The 18441-nt window shown below is 59.2% G+C and carries 14 protein-coding genes and 4 pseudogenes; 9 read left to right on the top strand and 9 right to left on the bottom strand.

Annotated elements, in window-relative coordinates; genetic code table 11:
- Position 1 precedes the first annotated feature (1 nt).
- Together ACI512_RS25710 and ACI512_RS25705 are read right to left on the bottom strand one after the other, a co-directional pair.
- Complete coding sequence (locus ACI512_RS25710) at positions 2 to 163, bottom strand: DUF2986 domain-containing protein (protein WP_064490545.1); 162 nt, start codon at positions 161 to 163, stop codon at positions 2 to 4.
- Between the two features lie 119 nt (positions 164 to 282).
- Complete coding sequence (locus ACI512_RS25705; RefSeq protein WP_236383794.1) at positions 283 to 1323, bottom strand: alpha/beta fold hydrolase; 1041 nt, start codon at positions 1321 to 1323, stop codon at positions 283 to 285.
- 135 nt (positions 1324 to 1458) lie between these two features.
- Between ACI512_RS25705 and msrA the strand changes: the two genes are divergently transcribed.
- Positions 1459 to 1965, top strand: a complete 507-nt coding sequence (gene msrA / locus ACI512_RS25700; protein WP_231808535.1) for a peptide-methionine (S)-S-oxide reductase MsrA — start codon at positions 1459 to 1461, stop codon at positions 1963 to 1965.
- Positions 1966 to 2051: 86 nt separating this feature from the next.
- On the opposite strand, the pseudogene ACI512_RS25695 reads toward msrA, so the two are convergent.
- Positions 2052 to 2411, bottom strand: a pseudogene (locus ACI512_RS25695) (methyl-accepting chemotaxis protein); the annotation flags it as partial.
- Between the two features lie 507 nt (positions 2412 to 2918).
- A pseudogene (locus ACI512_RS25690) lies at positions 2919 to 4073 on the bottom strand (FIST signal transduction protein); the annotation flags it as partial.
- A 590-nt stretch (positions 4074 to 4663) separates the two neighbouring features.
- Between ACI512_RS25690 and ACI512_RS25685 the strand changes: the two are divergent.
- Positions 4664 to 5662, top strand: a complete 999-nt coding sequence (locus ACI512_RS25685; RefSeq protein ID WP_405121417.1) for a DUF2806 domain-containing protein — start codon at positions 4664 to 4666, stop codon at positions 5660 to 5662.
- Between the two features lie 105 nt (positions 5663 to 5767).
- A complete protein-coding gene (locus ACI512_RS25680) occupies positions 5768 to 6376 on the top strand; it encodes a hypothetical protein (protein ID WP_236383661.1) in 609 nt (202 codons plus the stop codon).
- Between the two features lie 142 nt (positions 6377 to 6518).
- Here the strand turns inward: ACI512_RS25680 and ACI512_RS25675 are convergent, their stop codons facing one another.
- Both ACI512_RS25675 and ACI512_RS25670 read right to left on the bottom strand, forming a co-directional pair.
- Positions 6519 to 6845: a DUF6124 family protein gene (locus ACI512_RS25675; protein WP_236383660.1), complete on the bottom strand. Its 327-nt coding sequence runs from the start codon at positions 6843 to 6845 to the stop codon at positions 6519 to 6521.
- 592 nt (positions 6846 to 7437) lie between these two features.
- A complete protein-coding gene (locus ACI512_RS25670; RefSeq protein WP_236383659.1) occupies positions 7438 to 8685 on the bottom strand; it encodes an acyl-CoA dehydrogenase family protein in 1248 nt (415 codons plus the stop codon).
- Between the two features lie 241 nt (positions 8686 to 8926).
- On the opposite strand from ACI512_RS25670, the gene ACI512_RS25665 reads away from it, so the two are divergent.
- The 3 genes and pseudogenes from ACI512_RS25665 to ACI512_RS25655 form a co-directional block, all read left to right on the top strand.
- A complete protein-coding gene (locus tag ACI512_RS25665) occupies positions 8927 to 9853 on the top strand; it encodes an ABC transporter substrate-binding protein (protein ID WP_236383658.1) in 927 nt (308 codons plus the stop codon).
- A gap of 134 nt (positions 9854 to 9987) precedes the next feature.
- A pseudogene (locus ACI512_RS25660) lies at positions 9988 to 10062 on the top strand (type II toxin-antitoxin system RelE/ParE family toxin); the annotation flags it as partial.
- A gap of 1 nt (position 10063) precedes the next feature.
- Positions 10064 to 10285 (top strand): annotated as a pseudogene (locus ACI512_RS25655) (DNA-binding protein); the annotation flags it as partial.
- Between the two features lie 110 nt (positions 10286 to 10395).
- On the opposite strand, the gene gudD reads toward ACI512_RS25655, so the two are convergent.
- Together gudD and ACI512_RS25645 are read right to left on the bottom strand one after the other, a co-directional pair.
- The gene (gene gudD, locus ACI512_RS25650; RefSeq protein WP_405121416.1) at positions 10396 to 11721 is read right to left on the bottom strand and encodes a glucarate dehydratase; all 1326 of its coding nucleotides are present in this window, start codon (positions 11719 to 11721) and stop codon (positions 10396 to 10398) included.
- Between the two features lie 19 nt (positions 11722 to 11740).
- On the bottom strand, positions 11741 to 13099 hold the full coding sequence (locus ACI512_RS25645; RefSeq protein WP_015885037.1) for an MFS transporter: 1359 nt from the start codon (positions 13097 to 13099) through the stop codon (positions 11741 to 11743).
- Positions 13100 to 13424: 325 nt separating this feature from the next.
- On the opposite strand from ACI512_RS25645, the gene ACI512_RS25640 reads away from it, so the two are divergent.
- From ACI512_RS25640 to ACI512_RS25630, 3 genes are all read left to right on the top strand, one after another.
- On the top strand, positions 13425 to 14144 hold the full coding sequence (locus tag ACI512_RS25640; protein ID WP_405121415.1) for a FadR/GntR family transcriptional regulator: 720 nt from the start codon (positions 13425 to 13427) through the stop codon (positions 14142 to 14144).
- On the top strand, positions 14141 to 14836 hold the full coding sequence (locus ACI512_RS25635) for a tRNA (adenine(22)-N(1))-methyltransferase TrmK (RefSeq protein WP_093541116.1): 696 nt from the start codon (positions 14141 to 14143) through the stop codon (positions 14834 to 14836). The genes ACI512_RS25640 and ACI512_RS25635 overlap by 4 nt, the downstream gene beginning before the upstream one ends.
- A 402-nt stretch (positions 14837 to 15238) precedes the next feature.
- Complete coding sequence (locus ACI512_RS25630) at positions 15239 to 17296, top strand: methyl-accepting chemotaxis protein (protein WP_236383049.1); 2058 nt, start codon at positions 15239 to 15241, stop codon at positions 17294 to 17296.
- Positions 17297 to 17299: 3 nt separating this feature from the next.
- On the opposite strand, the gene ACI512_RS25625 is transcribed toward ACI512_RS25630, so the two are convergent.
- Positions 17300 to 18421, bottom strand: coding sequence for a lactonase family protein (locus ACI512_RS25625; RefSeq protein WP_236383048.1), 1122 nt, complete (start codon positions 18419 to 18421; stop codon positions 17300 to 17302).
- Between the last annotated feature and the right edge of the window lie 20 nt (positions 18422 to 18441).

Here is an 18441-nt window from a genome sequence, read left to right as displayed (position 1 = left end):
GTCAGCTCTGCGGAGAAATGTCTGGCGCCTGAGCGGCTTCAGCCGCCAGCTTTTCCCGGTCCGCTTTGCTGATGTACGTATCTTTTTTCTTCGGCGCCAATTTGGCGCTGGCTTTTTTGGCTTTGGCCTTGAAGAGCTGCTGGAGTTTTTTCTGGCGATTCATGTCTTTTACCAACCTTTGAAAGGCCTCGATGATACCAGTTTAAAAAAGCGGGCTGTTCCCCTGCGCGCTTTTCAGCATAAGGCGCTTGATAAAACCTTTTCCGACGGTTGGCGTTGCTCTTAGGGGTGAGCCGTGCGCTGCAAAAATTCGCTGATCAGCGCGATCACCTGCTGCTGGATCACCGCTCGCGGCCGCGCGCCCTCACCATCCCGGCAGATCATGCCATCGCCTGGCGAACTCTCTTCAACCAAGGCCATGCCACCTGGCTTGCAGATCGGCATGAAACTGAAGTGAGTGGCATCGTCGATCTTCACGTACTGCGTCGACGCCTCTGGCAGCCGCTTGGCCAAGTCGGCGGACTCCAGATTGAAGTCCATATCCTCGGTTGGCACGCCCCCCGCAATCACCAATGTCGGCACTTGCAGTGCGGCCAGGCTGGCGTCGGTCATACCGCGCGACAGGCCCAGGTCCAATGACACGATGGCGGTAACGCGCTTGTCGCGCAAATCCGCCGCCAGTTTGGCCTTCCCGTCTGGTGTGCCGGCGGGGTTCATCTCCCGGTAGCCAATGCAACCGCCCAGCTTGGGGTGGACGTCGCAGTCGCGACTGAACAGGTCGGGGTCGAAGCGCGCCCCGGCGATTTCCAGCACGGTCCAGCCGCCGAGGGAGTGGCCCACGGCGGCAATCTGGTTTTTCGCCACTGCGCCAAATTGCTTCGGCTGGGCCAGGACCGCGTCGATAGCACGGCTCAGGTCGGCCGGGCGTTGCCATAACTGCGCGGCGTTTTGCGGGCTGCGGTCCTGGGTAGTGGTGCCGGGGTGGTTGACCGCCGCCACGATGTAACCCTTGTGCGCCAAAGCACTGGCCAGCCACACCTGTTTGCCCCAATTGCCGCCGTAACCGTGGGAGAGCACGACCAGCGGATGGTCGCCGCTGGCCGGTGGTGCGTCAGGCACGGCAAGGGCGCCGATGAAGACCGCGTTGTCGGCGATCAGCTGGGGTTGGGCGGTGGCGGCGGCGGGGTACCAGACCACCATTTCAAGCGCGCGGTTGGTTGGCGCGGCGGGCAGCGTGGTGGTTGTGAAACCGACGGAGCGTTCGGCGGCGAAGGCGGGCGTGGCCAGGCAGAGCAGGAACAGGGCGCGAAAAGCGGTTTTCATTTTTGTTATCGTCCTTGATTCGGGGCGTGCATCATTACCTGAAACCGTTCGTCTGGGTATCCCCCCAACCCGCCCTTGGTATTGGCCAACACAGCCCCATAACTACCCTGTATCCATTCAGGGGAAATGCCGACCATGACCAACCAAACCGAAACCGCCATTCTTGCCGGCGGTTGCTTCTGGGGCATGCAAGACCTTTTGCGCCGCTACCCCGGCGTGCTGCACACGCGGGTTGGCTACACCGGCGGCGATGTGCCGAACGCCACCTACCGAAACCATGGCAACCATGCCGAAGCGATTGAGATCGTGTTTGACCCGGCGGTGATCAGTTACCGGCAGATTCTTGAATTCTTTTTCCAGATCCATGACCCGAGCACGGCTAACCGGCAGGGCAATGACCTTGGGCCCAGTTATCGTTCGGCGATTTATTACCTGAGTGAGCAGCAGCGGGATATCGCCGAAGACACGGCTGCGGATGTCGATGCATCCAAGTTGTGGCCGGGTCGGGTGGTGACAGAGATCGAGCCGGCCGGACCGTTTTGGGAAGCGGAGCCGGAGCATCAGGATTATCTGGAGCGGATACCTAATGGGTATACGTGCCACTTTGTGCGGCCAAATTGGAAGCTGCCGAAGCGGGGTTGAAGAGGGCGGTGAGGAGGAAGGTCAAGGGTGGCGGCGCGCCAGCGAACGGTGCGCGCGCCGCCTCTTGATGTGAACCGTTGCCTTGCCTACGCGTGGGTCAGCCCGGTCAACGTATCCGCAATGGTTTTGGTGCGTTGCGCCGTGCCTTCCGTGGCGCGGCTGGAGGCCTCCAGTGCATCGAGCATCTCGCGCAGTGCGCCGACCCCGGTGGACTGATCTTCAATTTGCTGCGCAACGCGCTGGATCTCACTCGACAGCAGGTCGATATCCACACCGATTTCGGCCGCATTCTTACGCGTGATCTCCGCCAGTTTGCGCACCTCATCGGCCACCACCGCAAAGCCCCGGCCCAGGTCGCCCGCACGCGCCGCTTCGATGGCGGCGTTGAGCGCCAGCAGGTTGGTCTGCCCGGCGATCTGCTGGATCACCTGCACAATCGACTGGATACGCAAACTCGAACCGGCCAGCGTGCGCGCGCCTTCAACGGCAACATCCGCCTGGCTGGACAGCCCCTCCACCGTCGCTCCTGCCTGGGCCGACACGCTGTTTTGCCGATCAATAGTGCCCACCAGGTCGTCCATCGACGCATGCAGCTCACCGGAGTAATGCTTGAGCTGCGCAGCGATGTCCTCCTGCTGACGCTCGGCATGTGCCAGCACCAGGCCCAAGTCCGCCAGGCCTTCGAACACCGGCAGGATATTGCGGTCCAGCCCACGGGTATTCAGGGTGTTGGTGAAGTCGTTGTTCTTGAATGCGGCAATCTGCTTGACCACCACATGGTTCAACCCCGCCAGCTTCTTCACCTGGCGACGTAGGAAAAACGCCTTGAACTCGCCATAGTGCGCGATGAAATTATCCACGTACTCATCACTGAAACTGGCACCCTTGGCCACCCGGAAAAAGAAAATCGCCGTCAGCGTCTGGTTCAGGTTCAACCCCAGAATCTCACCAAAGGTCGAGAACCCCGCCAGCGGCACGTCCCCAAACGCCCCGGCCATGCTGCCCAGCTCGGCGGCGTTGTTGAGTCGACGCAAAATGCAGTCATTCAAAATACCCGCCACCGGCACACCGCCCTTGCCACGCAAAAATTGCTCGTAGTCCAACCGCGTCGCCTCACGCAACGGTGTGCGCCGCACCATCACTAACTCCTCGCCCGGCGCCACGTCGCAAAACAACTGCACGATCTGCTGCTCAAAGTCGATGCGCGCAATGGACCGCACGAACAACTCACTGCCCACCCGGATCGCGAACGAATAATCCGCCAGCTTCGACTCCAGCGCCTGGGGCGCACAACTGAACGCATCACACAGCGCCTGCACCATGCTCTTGATATTGCCGGCGCTGTCGATCACCTGATCAATCGTGCGGTCCTCCACCGAAGCCGTCAGCACACTGAAGGTCAAATCCGCCGGCTTGAAGTTCTGGCTCTTGAACACCCCAAACCGCACCTGCGCCGCCGTCTTCAGGAACACAATCTGCGCGTGGTGCTGATAACTGCGCTGGCCGTCATGAATCAGCGTCTTCTTGAAATCCGATTTACCCCCGGCCGACCCCCCCACAAACAGGCAAGGAAAGCGCCCCGACTCATACAGCGCCTCCATAAAAAACGACTTCGACGCCGACAACCCATCGAACACCACATACGCCAACGTATCGCGATGATCAATCGCGGTACGCACCTGCACCCGCTTGATATTGCTCACCAACTTGGCAATGCGCTCCTGCATGCCCATGCGCTTGCCGCCACTGCGGATGTCCTCGCATTCCAGCGGCACCATCACGACTTCGGCGGAGGCGATCACACTGTCGTCGAACAGCTGCAAGACGATCCGGTCCCAACGCTCGCCCGTGGCGCAATACAGTGAATTGGGTGCGTTGCAGAGCTCGCCGGAGGTGGTGCAGAGGCTGATGGTGGACTGGGGGAAGCGACGTTTGAGCTTGGCGGCGATGGCGTCGATGTCGAGGTGGGGGGAAATGAAACCGGTGATCAGGGTGGGGGTGATGCGCAGGGTGGTGAGGGAAGCGTCCAGGTCGTTGGCGGTGCAGGTGAGCGTGGTGGTGCCTTGACGAGCGGCCCGGGGGCTTTTGAAGAGGGAGAGTGGGTTCATTAGGTGGGGGCTCGAAAGGGGGGCACACGGGAGATGTGTGTGGATAGTTAGGTTATCGGCGGGTGGGGTGGGGGCTGGAGGGCGGGGAGGGGGGATGCGACGGATGGCCGCGGTTTGAAATAGTTATCCAGCCGCAGGGTGGCGCAATGATGAGTACCCGTAGACCATTGACTTAATAGCAAACGGTATATTCTTGGGCTACTCTGCAATGGATGGCAGTGGGCCACTCTCAGCACTTGCTTGCGAGTTGCTGCTATGGCTGCGCTTAAGGAGGAGCGATGTGCACAAAAGTGAATGGGAAGTAGATAGCGATGAGCGTGTATTTGCCGAAAGAAAACGATGGGGGCTTTTGTGGGTGACGAACTAATTGCTAGTCCAGAACTTGCAGTTGGTAAGTTGCAGGGACTCATGCTTGGTCCCGAGGGCGTTTGCAGTGTGGTCCTTATTCGGAATCTAATATTTGAAAATAAACTTGATTGATTTAATTTTTAAGATGTGAGCGAGAGTGTGACGGCTAAGAGTTCGACAAATAAAACGTGTCCGCCCGTTCGTCGATTTTCACCAAGCGCAAAGTTAATAGGGGCATTTTGATGATAGAGATTAAGGATGTGGCTGGCCTGAGTAAGCCACTAACACGGCTAATAGAGGTTTTATCCGCTGGAGTTGGGGCTGTTTCTGCTCCGTATCTGCTTAAGAAAGCAGCCGAGGCTCAGGCATATCAGATCAAAACCATAGCTGGAGCTTTAAGTGTTGTCGCGGAGAGTTACCAGCTTCCAGTTACTTTCAAAGACGGAAAAGTCGAGGTTTGGCAGCGACCAGAAGATAACACTCTAAGTCTTGAACCTGTCACCGATGTGGAGCGTGCTCGCCGGCGTATTGACTACCAAGAGCGTAAAGGGCAATTCAATATTGAACAGATTACTTCATATGCGGCAGGTGATTTGAATTCTGAAGAAGATGTCTCTGAAGAATCGCCGTCAGAAGACTGGATAACTAGATTCTTTGAAGCGGCAGAGACGGTTTCTTCGGAAGAAATGCAGTTGCTATGGGGGAAGATATTGGCGGGTGAAGTAAAAAGTCCGGGCTCATATTCTCTTAAGACTTTAGATTTCATTAGGAATCTTAATAAACAAGATGCTGGCTTAATTGAAAATCTTGCTCGTTTCAGAATTGCGTCAGGACCACGCCGAACTATTATTGTAAGTGGGGTGGAAGATGTGCTGAATGAGCAAGGTATAAATTATACTGCGATAATCACGTTGGTTGAATTGGGGATTCTCTATCCTGACAAGCTTTCGTTTACTCTGTTTGAACACGAAAAGGAGGGTAGTTATTATTTTCTCTGTGGTGATAAGTTGTTGTTGATGACTGCTGGGTCAAACGTATCTATGCTTCGATTTGATACTTGGAAATATACCAGAACTGGAGAGGAGTTATTGGGTTTAACTCCTGAGTCAAACTGTGTTCCGTATCTTGAGAAAATTGGCGCTCACGTTGCGCGGCAAGGTTATGAAGTAATGCTGGCAGATTTTACTGGAGAGAAAGACGGTTACATCACATACCGTAATCAACGTCAAATAAGTGCATGATTTTGGTTGCGTCATAGCAGGTGTTGAGTAGTAAAGTGAACGGCGATACGTGATTTGGATTAGGGTTGGTATAAGCCAGATTTTCCAATGTATGGGTTTTGTCATATGACTGAAAAACATTTCATCAAAGTCAGCTTTGATAAACATCAGTTAAGCGAAATAAAAACTCAGGCTGTTCGGGGTAGGGGGTGTTCTGAGCGAATTAGTTTCGCTTTAGCCTGTCGGCTTTTAAATTTATCAAGTCAAAGTTTTAGTCTATTTCATATCCTTGATGAAATTGACTATTTAGAGGGCGTAAGGCCGATCTCGAAAACTAAGCGCGAGGAGCAATTCAAAAAAACGCCACTTTTTCCTTTTTGGCATAAACATGTTTTCTCCACGCGACACTTAATAAGAAATCTTAGAATTCGATGGGGAATGGTCAGCGGCGGTAATCGAGATTTGGATAAGCTGTTTGATAACGTTGCCAAACAGAACGGCGAAGATCCAAATGCCTGGCCGAGCTATCTCGTGAACCAATTGGTCATTGGCGGATTCGAACAGCGCTCTGCAAGAGGTCTTACTGGAGATTGGCTCATATATGCTAAATATGAAAACAGAAATTACTACCTGGATTTAGCCGCTCACGAAGAAGGCGTAGGAGATGAAGCTAACGCTCTTATGCATAAGTTGAGAAAAGGTTGCCAGGCAGAGTTTCCATTTCTTTTTGAGTGAGTATTTGAATACTGGATGTTTTTTTGACGTCCGAGATCACCCTCGACACACCATGGTTAGACCACGGGTAAAAAGAAAGCGTCGAGTCGATGTGAGAGGCTTACAACGACTCGATGACCTATCTTTTGGTAATAGCGAGCACTTAGTCGCTGGCTACAGCATCTTCCCGCTCCATCAACTTATCCACCAACAAAACCCCCAGCTCACTCAACTGGTAAATCGCTAACGCCACATCACGCTGTTTCCCCGTCAGTTCATCCGAGAGGTCAAGTAACAACGCGGTAACCGAGGAAAAGGTTTCATAGCTATTGGCAATCAGCATTTCACTGCTGGAATCGTCAGCAACACTGAACAGCGTCGTCGAGGGTGGCACCCCGCCAGCCTTTAGGTGGTGATCAATCGCACGATGCGCCGCCTGATTAAACTTCAGCTCTGGACCGTTCGGAGGATTAGGCGTGACTTTAAACATGTGTGTTGTACCTGTTTTGAGGCCAACACCTTCTCGCTACTAAACGAAAGGGTGGCGGCTGTGCGCAGGTTAGTAGACCGGGGAAACACACAAAGCCGGCGCGCCCGTGGGCGCCCTACGCACAGCCACCATCAAGCACAGACAAGAACATCTGATCGATCAGGCTCATGCACTTTATGTTGTCACTCGGGCTACTAAACCCGATCACTGAGTTGTCAGCGACCGAGCCACCTTAGAGAAGCTCACTCAAGCGCACAAGCCAGCGGATTCTGACGCAACTGTAGGCAACGGAGCAAGGCGCTAAGGCTTCTTGTAGGACTTGTACTCGTTCTACAGAGCGATGTGAGCTGCCCGGTTTTCGCGCTGGGCCAGACCCCATGGATAAACGACGACGCCAGGCTCTCCAAGTTGGGGTAAATGGTAGGTACAACCTATCCAGTGCGACGACCGCTACTTGTGGCGAGGGAGCTTGCTCCCGTCGGGCTGCGAAGCGGGCCCACTGCAGTATTCCTGAAAAAATACGGTGGCGGGTTTCAGGGCCGCTTCGCAGCCAGCGCGGGCGGTGCGACGATTTACAGGTATGAGCTGTTCATCAGGCCTGGGCCTTTGCCACACCCACCCGCCACTGCGCCGGCGGCAAAATCCCGTTCACCAGGTAATTCCCCACAATCCGCGACTTGTACACGCGCGGGTTGTGGTTCGCCAGGGTGCGCGCATTGCGCCACAGCCGGTCCAGCGCTTTGTCGCTGGCGGTGGCACTGGCACCCAGTGCATCGAACAGCGCCGTGGTTGCCGCAAGCGTTGCGTCGACCACCGGGTTGACCGCCAGGCACACTTCCAGCTCCGCCAAGGCCACCTGTTGGTCGTCATCCTGCAGCGGTTGGTCGTGGGCAATCACATACTGCGCGGTGTGTTCCAGGCGTTGCGCCGCTTGTTGGGTGATGGCTTGCGCGGCATAGGCTTGGCTGGCGACTTCGCCGATCACTTGCAGCAGCTGCACGTCGTGGCCTGCGGTGTCGGCGTTGCCGGTGGTGAAGGTGCGGGCGCGTTTGCTGAGTTCTTCGGCACCACTGAGCGCGGCACGCCGAGCGATGCCGGCGAGGGTGCTGAGGTGGTAGAGCTGGAAGAATGATTGCCCATGGCCAAAGCGCTGGTGGGTGAGGCGCACATCGTCGTCCACCACCGGTGCGTTGTCGAAGATGCAGGTACCGCTGGCGGTGAGGCGTTGGCCGAAGCCGTTCCAGTCATCGATGATCTGCACGCCGGGGGCCTTGAGGTCGACGACCACGCTGTAGACCGTGCCGTCATCGCCAGTGGCGATGGTGTTGATCAGATCGCTGTAGAGCGCGCCGGTGGTGTAGAACTTTTTGCCGCTCATACGCAGCGCACCGGCGTCGTCACGGTGCAGGCGGGTGTCGAAATCGCCACGGGCCTGGCTGCCGACTTCGGTGCTGCCCGGCGACAGCAGGGCGCCCTGGCCGAGCCGGTCCAGCCATTTAGCGCGCCAGTCACGGTCCTTGGCGCTGAGCACGTCTTCGCAAAAACCAAAGTGGCCACGCAGGGCCTGGGTGATGTTGGAATCAGCGGCGGATAACTCGGTGAGCAACGTGAGCAGCTCGACCAGCGTGGCGTCCTGGCCGCCATAGCTGGCCGGCAGACGCCAGCGCGGCAAGCCCAGGGCGTTCAGTTGCTGGATCACCGTGGCGAGGCTGGCGCGCGTCTGATCCGCCTCGGCGGCCTGCGCGAGGATGTGCGCAAACAGCGGCCGAAATGGCGCGGCCAGGTGTTCGTAGCGGGCAGTGGGCGGCGTGCCCCAGATATTCAAAGCGGGAGTCGGCATGCAATGGACCTTGCAGAAAGTGGTTCAGGTGCTGGGGTCCAGTGGTCTGGTGACGTCACCCTAACTCAGGGGCGGCCAAGTTTTTAATACGAAAAGCAGCTAGCGACCTGTACGACGGTTCTATCGATAGTGCGCAACAGTATTAAACCTCGCCCTCTTATTGCGATAGCTTCTACGCTGAACGACCAGACTGCATGCCCACAGATGGTTGAAACAGCCATCTAACCGTGTGGGAATTTTTATGATCAACCGCCGAACACTGCTTTCTTTGCTGGGCCTTGCTTCCCTGGCCCTGCAGGGCCCTTCCGCCTGGGCAGCGGAGCCGCTGACCCTGACGGTGGGCGACCAATTCTTCTCCAACCGCATCGTGCTGGAGCTGTCCGGCGAGCTGAAAGACCTGCCGTACACCATCGATTTCAAGCGTTTCAACACCGGCTCCCCCGTGGCCTCGGCGGTGGCCAGCGGCGCGCTGGACGTGGGCATCGTCGGCGATACCCCGGTGATCAGCCTGGCCGCGAATGGCGCGCCGGTGAAGGTGGTCGCCAGTACCCAGACCAGCCTCGACGGCGTCGGCATTGTGGCACGCAAGGGCATTCATTCAGTGGCCGACCTCAAGGGCAAGACCGTCGCCATCTGGAACGGTTCGTGGAGCCAACAGTTGGCGTACAAGGCGTTGGATGAGGCCGGTGTGCCGCGCAGCAGCGTCCACTTCAAGTACCTGCTGCCGGCGGAGGCGAGCCTGGCGCTGACCCAAGGCGACATCGACGCCTTCGGCACCTGGGAACCCTACGTGTCGTTGCAGGAAAAAGAAGGCAGCAGCCTGATCCGCAACGCCAAAGGCTTGATGAGCGCGCCCACCTACATCGTGGCGTACGAGCCGGCCCTGGCGCAGAAAGGCGCGATCATCAAAGACTTTATTGCCCGCCTTACCCGCGCTCGGGAGTGGAGCAATACGCACATCGATGAGTACGCCGAAGCCTGGTCCAAGGCCAACCAGTCGGCGCCGGAAATCGCCAAGGTGTGGTTCAAGCGCGATGCGATCAAGGTGCTCCCGATCTCGCCGACGATTGTCAGCGAGGCCCAGGCCACGGCGGATTTCCTGGTAGATGCCCAGATGCTGAAGCAGCGGTATGACGTGGCGCCGTTGTTTGATCGGGTGCTGAACTAGGATTTTTCTTCCGGGGCTCATCGGAAACAAAAAATCACTGGCATCGACAGGGAGTAGCCATCAGGCTACAAGTGATTCTGTGACTGATCTGATTGGCAGGACGCCCGAGTTTGATACAGGGCTCGACGGTTTGAGGGAGGGATAAAACCGACCAGAAGCGAGGAATCAAGCGCGCAAAAGAGATTCTTGATGCCCTGAGAGGTAGATGACATGAACGAGTCGAAATTCAAACCCGAGGACATGCCGATCCTCGATCTTGATACGTCCGGTACCAGCGTTTATGAAGCGTCGCGCTTCCTCGATAGCCCGGAAACCATCAGTGCGTATATTGCGCAAAGCATGATGGCCCAAGATCCGCAGGTACTCATGAAGGCGCTTGCCGAGGTCGCCAAAGCGCAAGGCGTGAACAACGTTGCCGAGGCGGCAGGCGTTAGGGGTTGAGCTGACCGTGCAGCCCATCAAACGACCACCATCGGCAAAATAACCAAGGTCAACTGTGGGCGCTCGACAGCTCCCACATTGACCTAAGTTGCCTTAGGGAATTACCGCACCAGGCACGGCTGCTTGTTGTTGAAGCGCCATCCCGGAATCAGGAACTGCATTGCCACGCTGTCATCCCGCGCGCCGAGGCCCATGCCTTTGTATACCTCGTGGGCCTTGGCCACCGCGTCCATGTCGATCTCCACACCCAGGCCTGGCTTGCTCGGCACTTTCACGTAGCCGCCTTCGATTTTCAGCGGTGCCTTGGTCAGGCGTTGGCCGTCCTGCCAGATCCAATGGGTGTCGATGGCGGTGATGTCGCCGGGGGCGGCGGCGGCGACCTGGGTGAACATCGCCAGGGAAATATCAAAGTGGTTGTTGGAGTGCGAGCCCCAGGTGAGGCCCCAGTCGTTGCACATCTGCGCCACGCGTACGGAACCCTGCAGGGTCCAGAAGTGTGGGTCGGCGAGGGGGATGTCCACCGATTGCAACTGGATCGCATAGCCCATTTCGCGCCAGTCGGTGGCAATCATATTGGTGGCGGTCTTGAGGCCGGTGGCGCGGCGGAATTCGGCCATGACCTCGCGGCCCGAGTAGCCGTTTTCGGCACCGCAGGGGTCTTCGGCGTAGGCGAGTACGTGGTGCTGGTCGCGGCACAGGCGGATGGCTTCTTTCAATGACCAGGCGCCATTCGGGTCGAGGGTGATGCGTGCGTCGGGGAAACGTTCGGCCAGGGCGGTGACGGCTTCGATTTCGGCATCGCCACTGAGCACGCCGCCCTTGAGCTTGAAGTCATTGAAGCCGTACTTGGCTTGGGCGGCTTCGGCCAGGCGTACCACGGCGTCGCTGGTCAGGGCCTTTTCGTGGCGCAGGCGGAACCATTCATCGTCGCTCTCGGCTTCGTTGCGGTAGGCCAGGTCGGTCGCGTTGCGGTCGCCGACATAGAACAGGTAGCCGAGCATTTTCACCGCATCGCGCTGCTGCCCTTCACCGAGCAAGGCGGCTACGGGGACTTCGAGGAACTGACCCAGCAGGTCGAGCAGCGCGGCTTCCACGGCGGTGACGGCGTGGATGGTGATGCGCAGGTCGAAGGTTTGCAGACCGCGGCCGGCCGCATCCCGTGAGGCAAAGGTGCTGCGCATCTGGTTGAGGACACGCTGGTACTGGCCGATCGGCTGGCCCACCACCAGGCTGCGGGCGTCTTCGAGCGTTTCGCGGATACGCTCGCCGCCGGGGACTTCACCCACGCCGGTATTGCCGCTGCTGTCCTTGAGGATGACGATATTGCGCGTGAAGTAGGGACCATGGGCGCCGCTGAGGTTGAGCAGCATGCTGTCGTGGCCGGCGACGGGGATGACCTGGAAGTGAGTGACGACGGGAGTATTCATGGCAGGTTCCTAAAGGGGCTCAGAGAGGTTTGCTGATGGCAGCGCCTGTTGGCGCGCTGGGCGACGTCAACACGGCAGACGGCGACGTCTTGGCGAAGAACACCAGGATCGCGGCGAGCACCGAGGTGCCGGCCAGGCCGTAGAGGCCGCCCTGGATCGAACCGGTGGTCTGTTCGAGAAAGCCGAAGGTGGTCGGCGCGACGAAGCCGCCCAGGTTGCCGATGGAGTTGATCAACGCGATCACCGCTGCGGCGATGCGCACATCCAGGTAGCCCTGGGGGATTGGCCAGAACAGCGATGATGCCGACTTGAAGCCAATGGCCGCAAAACAGATCGCCACAAAGGCAAACACCGGCCCACCGGTGGTGGACATGAACATGCCGGCCGCTGCAATCAACAGCGCTGCCGCCACCCAGGCCTGCTGGAACTTGAACTTGCCCGACAGCGAAGCGAAGGCGTACATGGCGATGATCGAGATCAGCCAGGGAATCGAGTTGAAAAAGCCGACCTGCACATCACTCAAGTCACCCATTTTCTTGATGATGCTCGGCAGCCAGAAGGTCGCCGCGTAAATCGTCAGTTGGATGCAAAAGTACAGGGCGCAAAACAGCAGGATCTGACGGTCCTTGAGCAGCTTGCCAATCGTCGGTTTGACGGTGGTGAGGGCTTCACGTTCGCGTTGTTCCTGGTCGATAGCGTTGACCAGTGCGTCCTGTTCTTCGCGGGTCATCCATTTGGCGTCGTGGGGCTTGGAGTCCAGCCAGAACCACACAAAAAAACCGATCACCACCGAGGCCAGGCCTTCAATGGCAAACATCCACTGCCAGCCGTGAAAGCCGAACCCTTCGATCTGCAGCAGCACCCCCGACAGCGGGCCGGAAATCAGCGAGGCCACCGCAGAACCACTGAGGAAAATCGCGATGGCTTTACCGCGCTCCACGCCCGGCAGCCAGCGGGTGAAATAGTAGATCACCCCAGGGAAGAAACCGGCTTCGGCCACGCCCAACAGAAAACGCAGGATGTAGAAGTGGGTTTCGTTCTGGATGAACGCCATCATCGTCGCGACGATGCCCCAGGTGAACATGATGCGGGTCAGCCAGATACGTGCCCCGACCTTTTGCAGCAGCATGTTGGAGGGCACTTCGAAGAGGGCGTAGCCGATGAAGAACAACCCGGCGCCGAACCCATAGGCGGCGGCGCCGATGCCCAGGTCATGTTCCATGTGCGTGCGCACAAAACCGATATTGACCCGGTCGATGTAGTTGAGGATGAACATGATCACGAACAGTGGGAGCACATGGCCCTTCACTTTGCTCACGGCGCGCGCGAGGACCGAATCACTTTCTGGTGCGGCAGATGCATGGCTTGAATTGTTCACAATTCAAAACTCCCCCTGATTATTTTTATGCGGGTTTGCGTGTTTTGTTGATAGACATCATACAAGTGGTTTTCTTTTTATCGCAATGCATGGGGGGTATTTTTGTTCTTATAAGGGGCCTGCCTGATTGTGTGTTCTGGTTATTTTCCAGTGTTTACGGGTTTTTTGCTCGTTTGGCGAAAGGGGAGGCGCATTTCTGAAATTATTACTAAATCGGCGGTTCAGGTTGGTTGTCATACAAGTTGGGCGTATTTTTGATTTGCAGGACCTTGCCCGTCCAGGCGGTGTTAAGCTCCCCCCAGCCCAACCCCGTGGACCCGCCGTAATGCCGATTGATAGCGCAACCCCTCCCCGTAGACGCTCCACCAACCTGGCCCAAGGCGTGGTCGACGCCCTGACCCAGCGCATCCTGCTCGGCCAGTTGAAACCCGGTGAAAAACTGCCGTCGGAATCCACCATCGTGCTTGAGCATGGGGTGAGCCGTACCGTGGTCCGCGAAGCGCTTTCGAAGTTGCAGGCGTCCGGGTTGGTCGAGACGCGTCATGGCATCGGCACCTTTGTGCTGGCGCAACAGGCTCAACAAGGGCTGCGCCTGCACGTGGACACGGTGGCCAGCGTGCGCAACATGCTCGAACTGCGCCTGGGCCTGGAGGTTCAAGCCGTGGCGCTGGCGGCCTTGCGCCGAACCGGGGAACAACTCGCGCACATGCGCCAAGCGCTGGATGACTACCAAGCCTCCCTGGCCAACAACGACAGCTGCGTGGAGGAAGACAAACGCTTTCACCAACTGATTGCCGAGGCCACCGGCAATACCTTCTTCACTGAAATCATGCTGCACCTGGGCAATGCGATGATCCCCCGCACCCAAGTGAAGGGCGATGAACGGGGCGGTGCCGACTTTGCCAAACTGGGTCAGTTGGCGAACCTGGAACACGAGGCGATCTTCAATGCGGTCAAACGCCAGGACCCGGACGCCGCCCGCGCCGCGATGGTGCTGCACCTGACCAACAGCCGGGATCGTTTTTCGGGGGAGCAAGACCGGTGAACGAACACACTTTATCCCTGCGCCTGGAGCGCGTGGCGGCGAACGTGCCCCATGGCGCGCGCCTGGCCGATATCGGTTCCGACCACGCTTACCTGCCGGTCGCGTTGATGCGCCGGGGTGTGATCGCTGCGGCTGTGGCGGGGGAGGTGGCAACGACGCCTTTTCATGCGGCGCAACGCACCGTGCGTGACAACGGCCTGGAGCAGCGCATCACCGTGCGCCTGGCCGATGGTCTGGCGGCCATCGAGGCGGCGGACGGGATCACCGCGATCAGCGTCTGCGGCATGGGCGGCGAGACGATCCGGGACATCCTGGAAAGCGGCAAGGCGCATCTGAGCGGCCAGGAGCGGCTGGTCCTGCAACCCAACGGCGGTGAGCAGCCGTTGCGTCAGTGGCTGATGGACAACGGTTATTCGATCCGCAGTGAAGAGCTGCTGCGGGAGAACCGTTTCTATTACGAGATCATCGTTGCCGAGCGCGCCGGGCCGGTGGTGTATAGCGCTGAACAGCTGTACTTCGGCCCCTTGCAGATGCAGGCGCGTAGCCCAGCGTTCATCGCCAAGTGGCAGCGCATGTTGCATCAGAAGCAGAAGACCTTGGCGAGCCTGGAGCACGCGCGGCAGGCGGTGCCGGAGGACAAGGTGCAAGAGATTGCCCGGCAGGCGGGGTGGATTGCTCAATTGCTGGCGTGAGCGGGTGAAGGGTTAAAAGCGTCAGGTGGCCAACGTTCTTTTCGGGGCTGCTGTGCAGCCCAGCGCGGGGCAAGCCCGCTCACCACAAGTACGTTTGCGGGCCCTCAAGTTCGGTTGGGGAGCGGCCGATAGGATGCCTGTGATTAAGGGTGTTTTGGAACGCGTCTCGGGCAGTCGTCTCCGACGGTGACAGCGCCGTTGTCGATGCTGAGTGTTTTCGCCCCATTTTCGAGCACGCAGAGGAGGCTGCTGGTGCACCGCCCGCCCTGTTTCAGGGCTGTGCAGCAGCGGCCCGTATCTTGCTTGGGCCTTCTCAATCAATGACATGGCATTTTGCCGTTAGTCATTTCAAGCATTCGCCCACCGTCGCACCGTGTGGGTTGTTTTGGGGAGTTGTCGTACATGCACAGCCTTTTGTCACCCGGTATCCGCCTGCTCGGGCGTTTCGGCTTTGCGCGTAAGTTCCAGGTCCTGTTTTTCCTGTTCATGCTGCCCCTGGCGGGTAGCCTGTGGATGATGGGGTCCGACTATCGCGACAAATTAAGCGTGATTTCCAGCGAGCAGTCCGGCCTTCGGCAGCTGTTAGCCCTGGACGCGTTGGATGGCCAGTTGACGGCTCAGCGCAACCTGGCCGCGCGCTGGAAAGCGGCAGACATCCTGCACGCCCCGACGCCGGCGGCGAAGGCCGCGATGGACAAGGTCGATGCGAATTTCCCCGTGATCCAGCAAAGCCTGCAAGCCTTGGGCGATTCGCTGAAAACTCAGAACGCCAGCGCTGACATCCTGGCGCGCTTCGAGGCGTTGCAGGCCACGGTCAAGGGCATGGACTCCCAATCCCTGCGCACCGTAGGCTGGTGGCCGGACGGTTATGATCGTTTCACCGCGGCCCTGACGGCGATGCAAACCCTGCGCGAGCAGATCACCCTGGACGCCGGGCTGATCCTCGACCCTTGGCTGGAAACCTACATGCTCATGCAGATGGGCACCCAGCACACCCCTGACCTGATTGAACGGGTCGGCCGGATGGCCAGCGTCGGGCAATCGTCTATTTCTTCGGGACAGTTCACTTTGCAAAGCCGGTTGCAACTGCGCGACCTGCGCAGCCGCATCGGCGATGCGCGGGACCAGTTGGCCAAGGCCGCCGCCTCGCTCAAGGCCAAGCAATACGCCGGGATGGAACCGTGGACCGCGCAGTACGACGCCAGCCTGCAGTTGCTGGATAACGAACTCAAAGTGCTCGACGACGGCGTATTCGGCGGCAGCATCAAGCTCGACACGGCCGGTTTCGAACGCAGTATCGACGCGATGCTCGACTCGCTCGGCGCGCTGCGCATTCAGTCGCTGAAGTCCATGGATGCGCGCCTGAGCTACTACCACGACCGCGCGAGCCAACAGTTCATCCCTCTGGCGCTGACGTTCGGCCTGCTGGCCTTGGCGGCGCTGTACCTGTTCATGTGCCTGCAAACTTCCATCCGCCGCAGCGCCAGCGGCATCACCACGCTCGCCGAGTCTTTGCGCGATGGCAACCTGTGCGTGGAAGTGGCGGTGGAGGGGCGCGACGAACTCGCCGCCATCAGCACCGCGCTGAACGTCGCGGTGGTGCAATTGCGCACCAGCCTGCTCGGGGTCAATCACGAAACCCAGCAGCTCGGCTCGGCGGTGCTCACCCTCAATTCGCAATCGGGCAGCACCCTCACCGAAGTCGAAGACCAGCAGCACCAGATCAGCCAGATTGCCGCCGCCGCCACGCAGTTGGCCGCCACCTCCCTGGGCGTCGCCCAAAGCTGTGAACAAGCCTCGGGCAGTGCCCAGCAAACCCGGCGCATCGCCGAAGACAGCAGTCGCGACAGCCAGCGCACCACCGCCAGCATCCAGCAGCTCAACCAACGCCTGACCGACACCGCCAACGCGTTGGAACAAGTGAGCCAGCAGGGCCAGCAGATTCAGTCGGTGGTCGACACCATTCGCGGCATTGCCGAGCAGACCAACCTGCTGGCACTGAACGCCGCCATTGAAGCGGCGCGTGCCGGCGAGCAGGGCCGGGGGTTTGCCGTGGTTGCCGATGAAGTGCGCAGCCTGTCGCAACGCACCCAGGCCTCCACCGCGCAGATCGCCGGCACCGTGGACAGCCTGCGCGCCACCGTCAGCCAGGCGGTCACCCTGATGGGCGCCGCGTGCGATCAGGCGCTGACCGACGCCGAGTCCGTCACCGGGTTGGGCGCGCGCTTAGGCGAAATCGCCGGCGCGGTGCAGAACGTCACCGACACCCTGGCGCAGATCGCCACGGCGGTCGAGGAGCAGGCCGCGACGGCGGATGAGGTGAGCGGCAACATCCAGCAAGTGGACCAGGCGGCGGGGCGCTTGCTGGAAGGTGCGCGAGCGGTCAACCGCGCGGCGGACACCCTGAGCAAGGGCAGCCAGGCGTTGAGTGACAACACCGCGCGGTTCCGGTTGAGCTGAGGGTTATTTCGCTGTGGTGTGCAGCACTTCAATCCACAGCGCGCCTTTGCCCGACGGTGCTTCGCTCACTCGCTTCAAGGCACCTGTGTCGCTGACGGCATAGGTGCCGACGGTGTCGCTTTTCTCACCCGTCACCAGTAGCCACTGCCCATTGGGTGAGAAGGCGATATTGCGCGGCTGTTTCTCTTCTACCGGGTAGTTGTCGAGAAAACGCAGGCCGCCGGTAGCGGCATCCACCGCAAAGGCCGATACCGAACTGCTGGTGCGCTCGCTCATCAGCAGCAGCTTGCCATCCGGCGAGAGGCGCAGGTCGGCCGCCCAGATGCGCGGCGTCGGGTCGTCTTTCAAGTCGTTGTTGCGCGCATCCCGCACCTCGCCGTGGGCCAGTTTCAAGCGATCAGGAATGCCGTTGGCCACGCCAATCGGGGTCAACGCGCCGCTGCGGTCATCGATGGAAAACGCGGTGACGGTGCCGCTCATTTCCCCGACCACGTACAGGTATTTACCGTTGGCCGAAAACGCCAGGTGCCGAGGCCCGGTGTTGGCCGGGACACTCACGTAGCCTGTACCGATGGGCGTGAGTGCGCCGGTGTTGGCGTCGAAGCGGTATTGCAGCACATGGTCCGCGCCCAGATTGCCTGCGTAGGCAAAGCGATTACTCGGGTCGGTGCGCAGCGAATGCGCGTGGGGGCCGGTCTTGTAGGTGAGGATCTTGTCGGCCTTGTCGACGGGCTGCACGCTGAGGGTGTCTGCACCGTAAGACGCGGCGAGCAAGTAACGCCCGGCGCGGTCAGTGGCCAGGTACGCCATGCTCTCGGCCAGCGGCGCCTTGGACTGCGGCGTCAAATGCCCGCTGGTGGGGTCAATGCTGAAACCCTGGACCTGAAACGGCTTGACCCGCAAGGCGGCGAACAGCGTTTTGCCGTCAGGGCTGAGGGCCATGGGGTTGACCTGGTCGCCGGCGTTGACTTGATTGATCAGCTTCAGCGCACCGTTGTTTTCGTCGAGACGGTACTGGGTAATCATCCCGTCACCGGGGCTGGAGATATACGCAAAGGTGGCGGCGTTGGCGTGTGCACTGAAGCCGCAGACAACGGCGGCGGCCAGGAGGAGAGGTTTATTCACTGCGGAACCCTTATTTTTAT

The sequence above is a fragment of the Pseudomonas petroselini genome (assembly GCF_045037875.1).
Classification (GTDB): domain Bacteria; phylum Pseudomonadota; class Gammaproteobacteria; order Pseudomonadales; family Pseudomonadaceae; genus Aquipseudomonas; species Aquipseudomonas petroselini.
This window is presented reverse-complemented; position numbering and strand designations above follow the sequence as displayed.

Excerpts from the sequence above, each read along its gene's own strand:
- ACI512_RS25710 (WP_064490545.1), bottom strand. The coding sequence starts at position 163 with ATGAATCGCCAGAAAAAACTCCAGCAGCTCTTCAAGGCCAAAGCCAAA.
- ACI512_RS25705 (WP_236383794.1), bottom strand. The coding sequence starts at position 1,323 with ATGAAAACCGCTTTTCGCGCCCTGTTCCTGCTCTGCCTGGCCACGCCC.
- msrA (WP_231808535.1), top strand. The coding sequence starts at position 1,459 with ATGACCAACCAAACCGAAACCGCCATTCTTGCCGGCGGTTGCTTCTGG.
- ACI512_RS25685 (WP_405121417.1), top strand. The coding sequence starts at position 4,664 with ATGATAGAGATTAAGGATGTGGCTGGCCTGAGTAAGCCACTAACACGG.
- ACI512_RS25680 (WP_236383661.1), top strand. The coding sequence starts at position 5,768 with ATGACTGAAAAACATTTCATCAAAGTCAGCTTTGATAAACATCAGTTA.
- ACI512_RS25675 (WP_236383660.1), bottom strand. The coding sequence starts at position 6,845 with ATGTTTAAAGTCACGCCTAATCCTCCGAACGGTCCAGAGCTGAAGTTT.
- ACI512_RS25670 (WP_236383659.1), bottom strand. The coding sequence starts at position 8,685 with ATGCCGACTCCCGCTTTGAATATCTGGGGCACGCCGCCCACTGCCCGC.
- ACI512_RS25665 (WP_236383658.1), top strand. The coding sequence starts at position 8,927 with ATGATCAACCGCCGAACACTGCTTTCTTTGCTGGGCCTTGCTTCCCTG.
- gudD (WP_405121416.1), bottom strand. The coding sequence starts at position 11,721 with ATGAATACTCCCGTCGTCACTCACTTCCAGGTCATCCCCGTCGCCGGC.
- ACI512_RS25640 (WP_405121415.1), top strand. The coding sequence starts at position 13,425 with ATGCCGATTGATAGCGCAACCCCTCCCCGTAGACGCTCCACCAACCTG.
- ACI512_RS25630 (WP_236383049.1), top strand. The coding sequence starts at position 15,239 with ATGCACAGCCTTTTGTCACCCGGTATCCGCCTGCTCGGGCGTTTCGGC.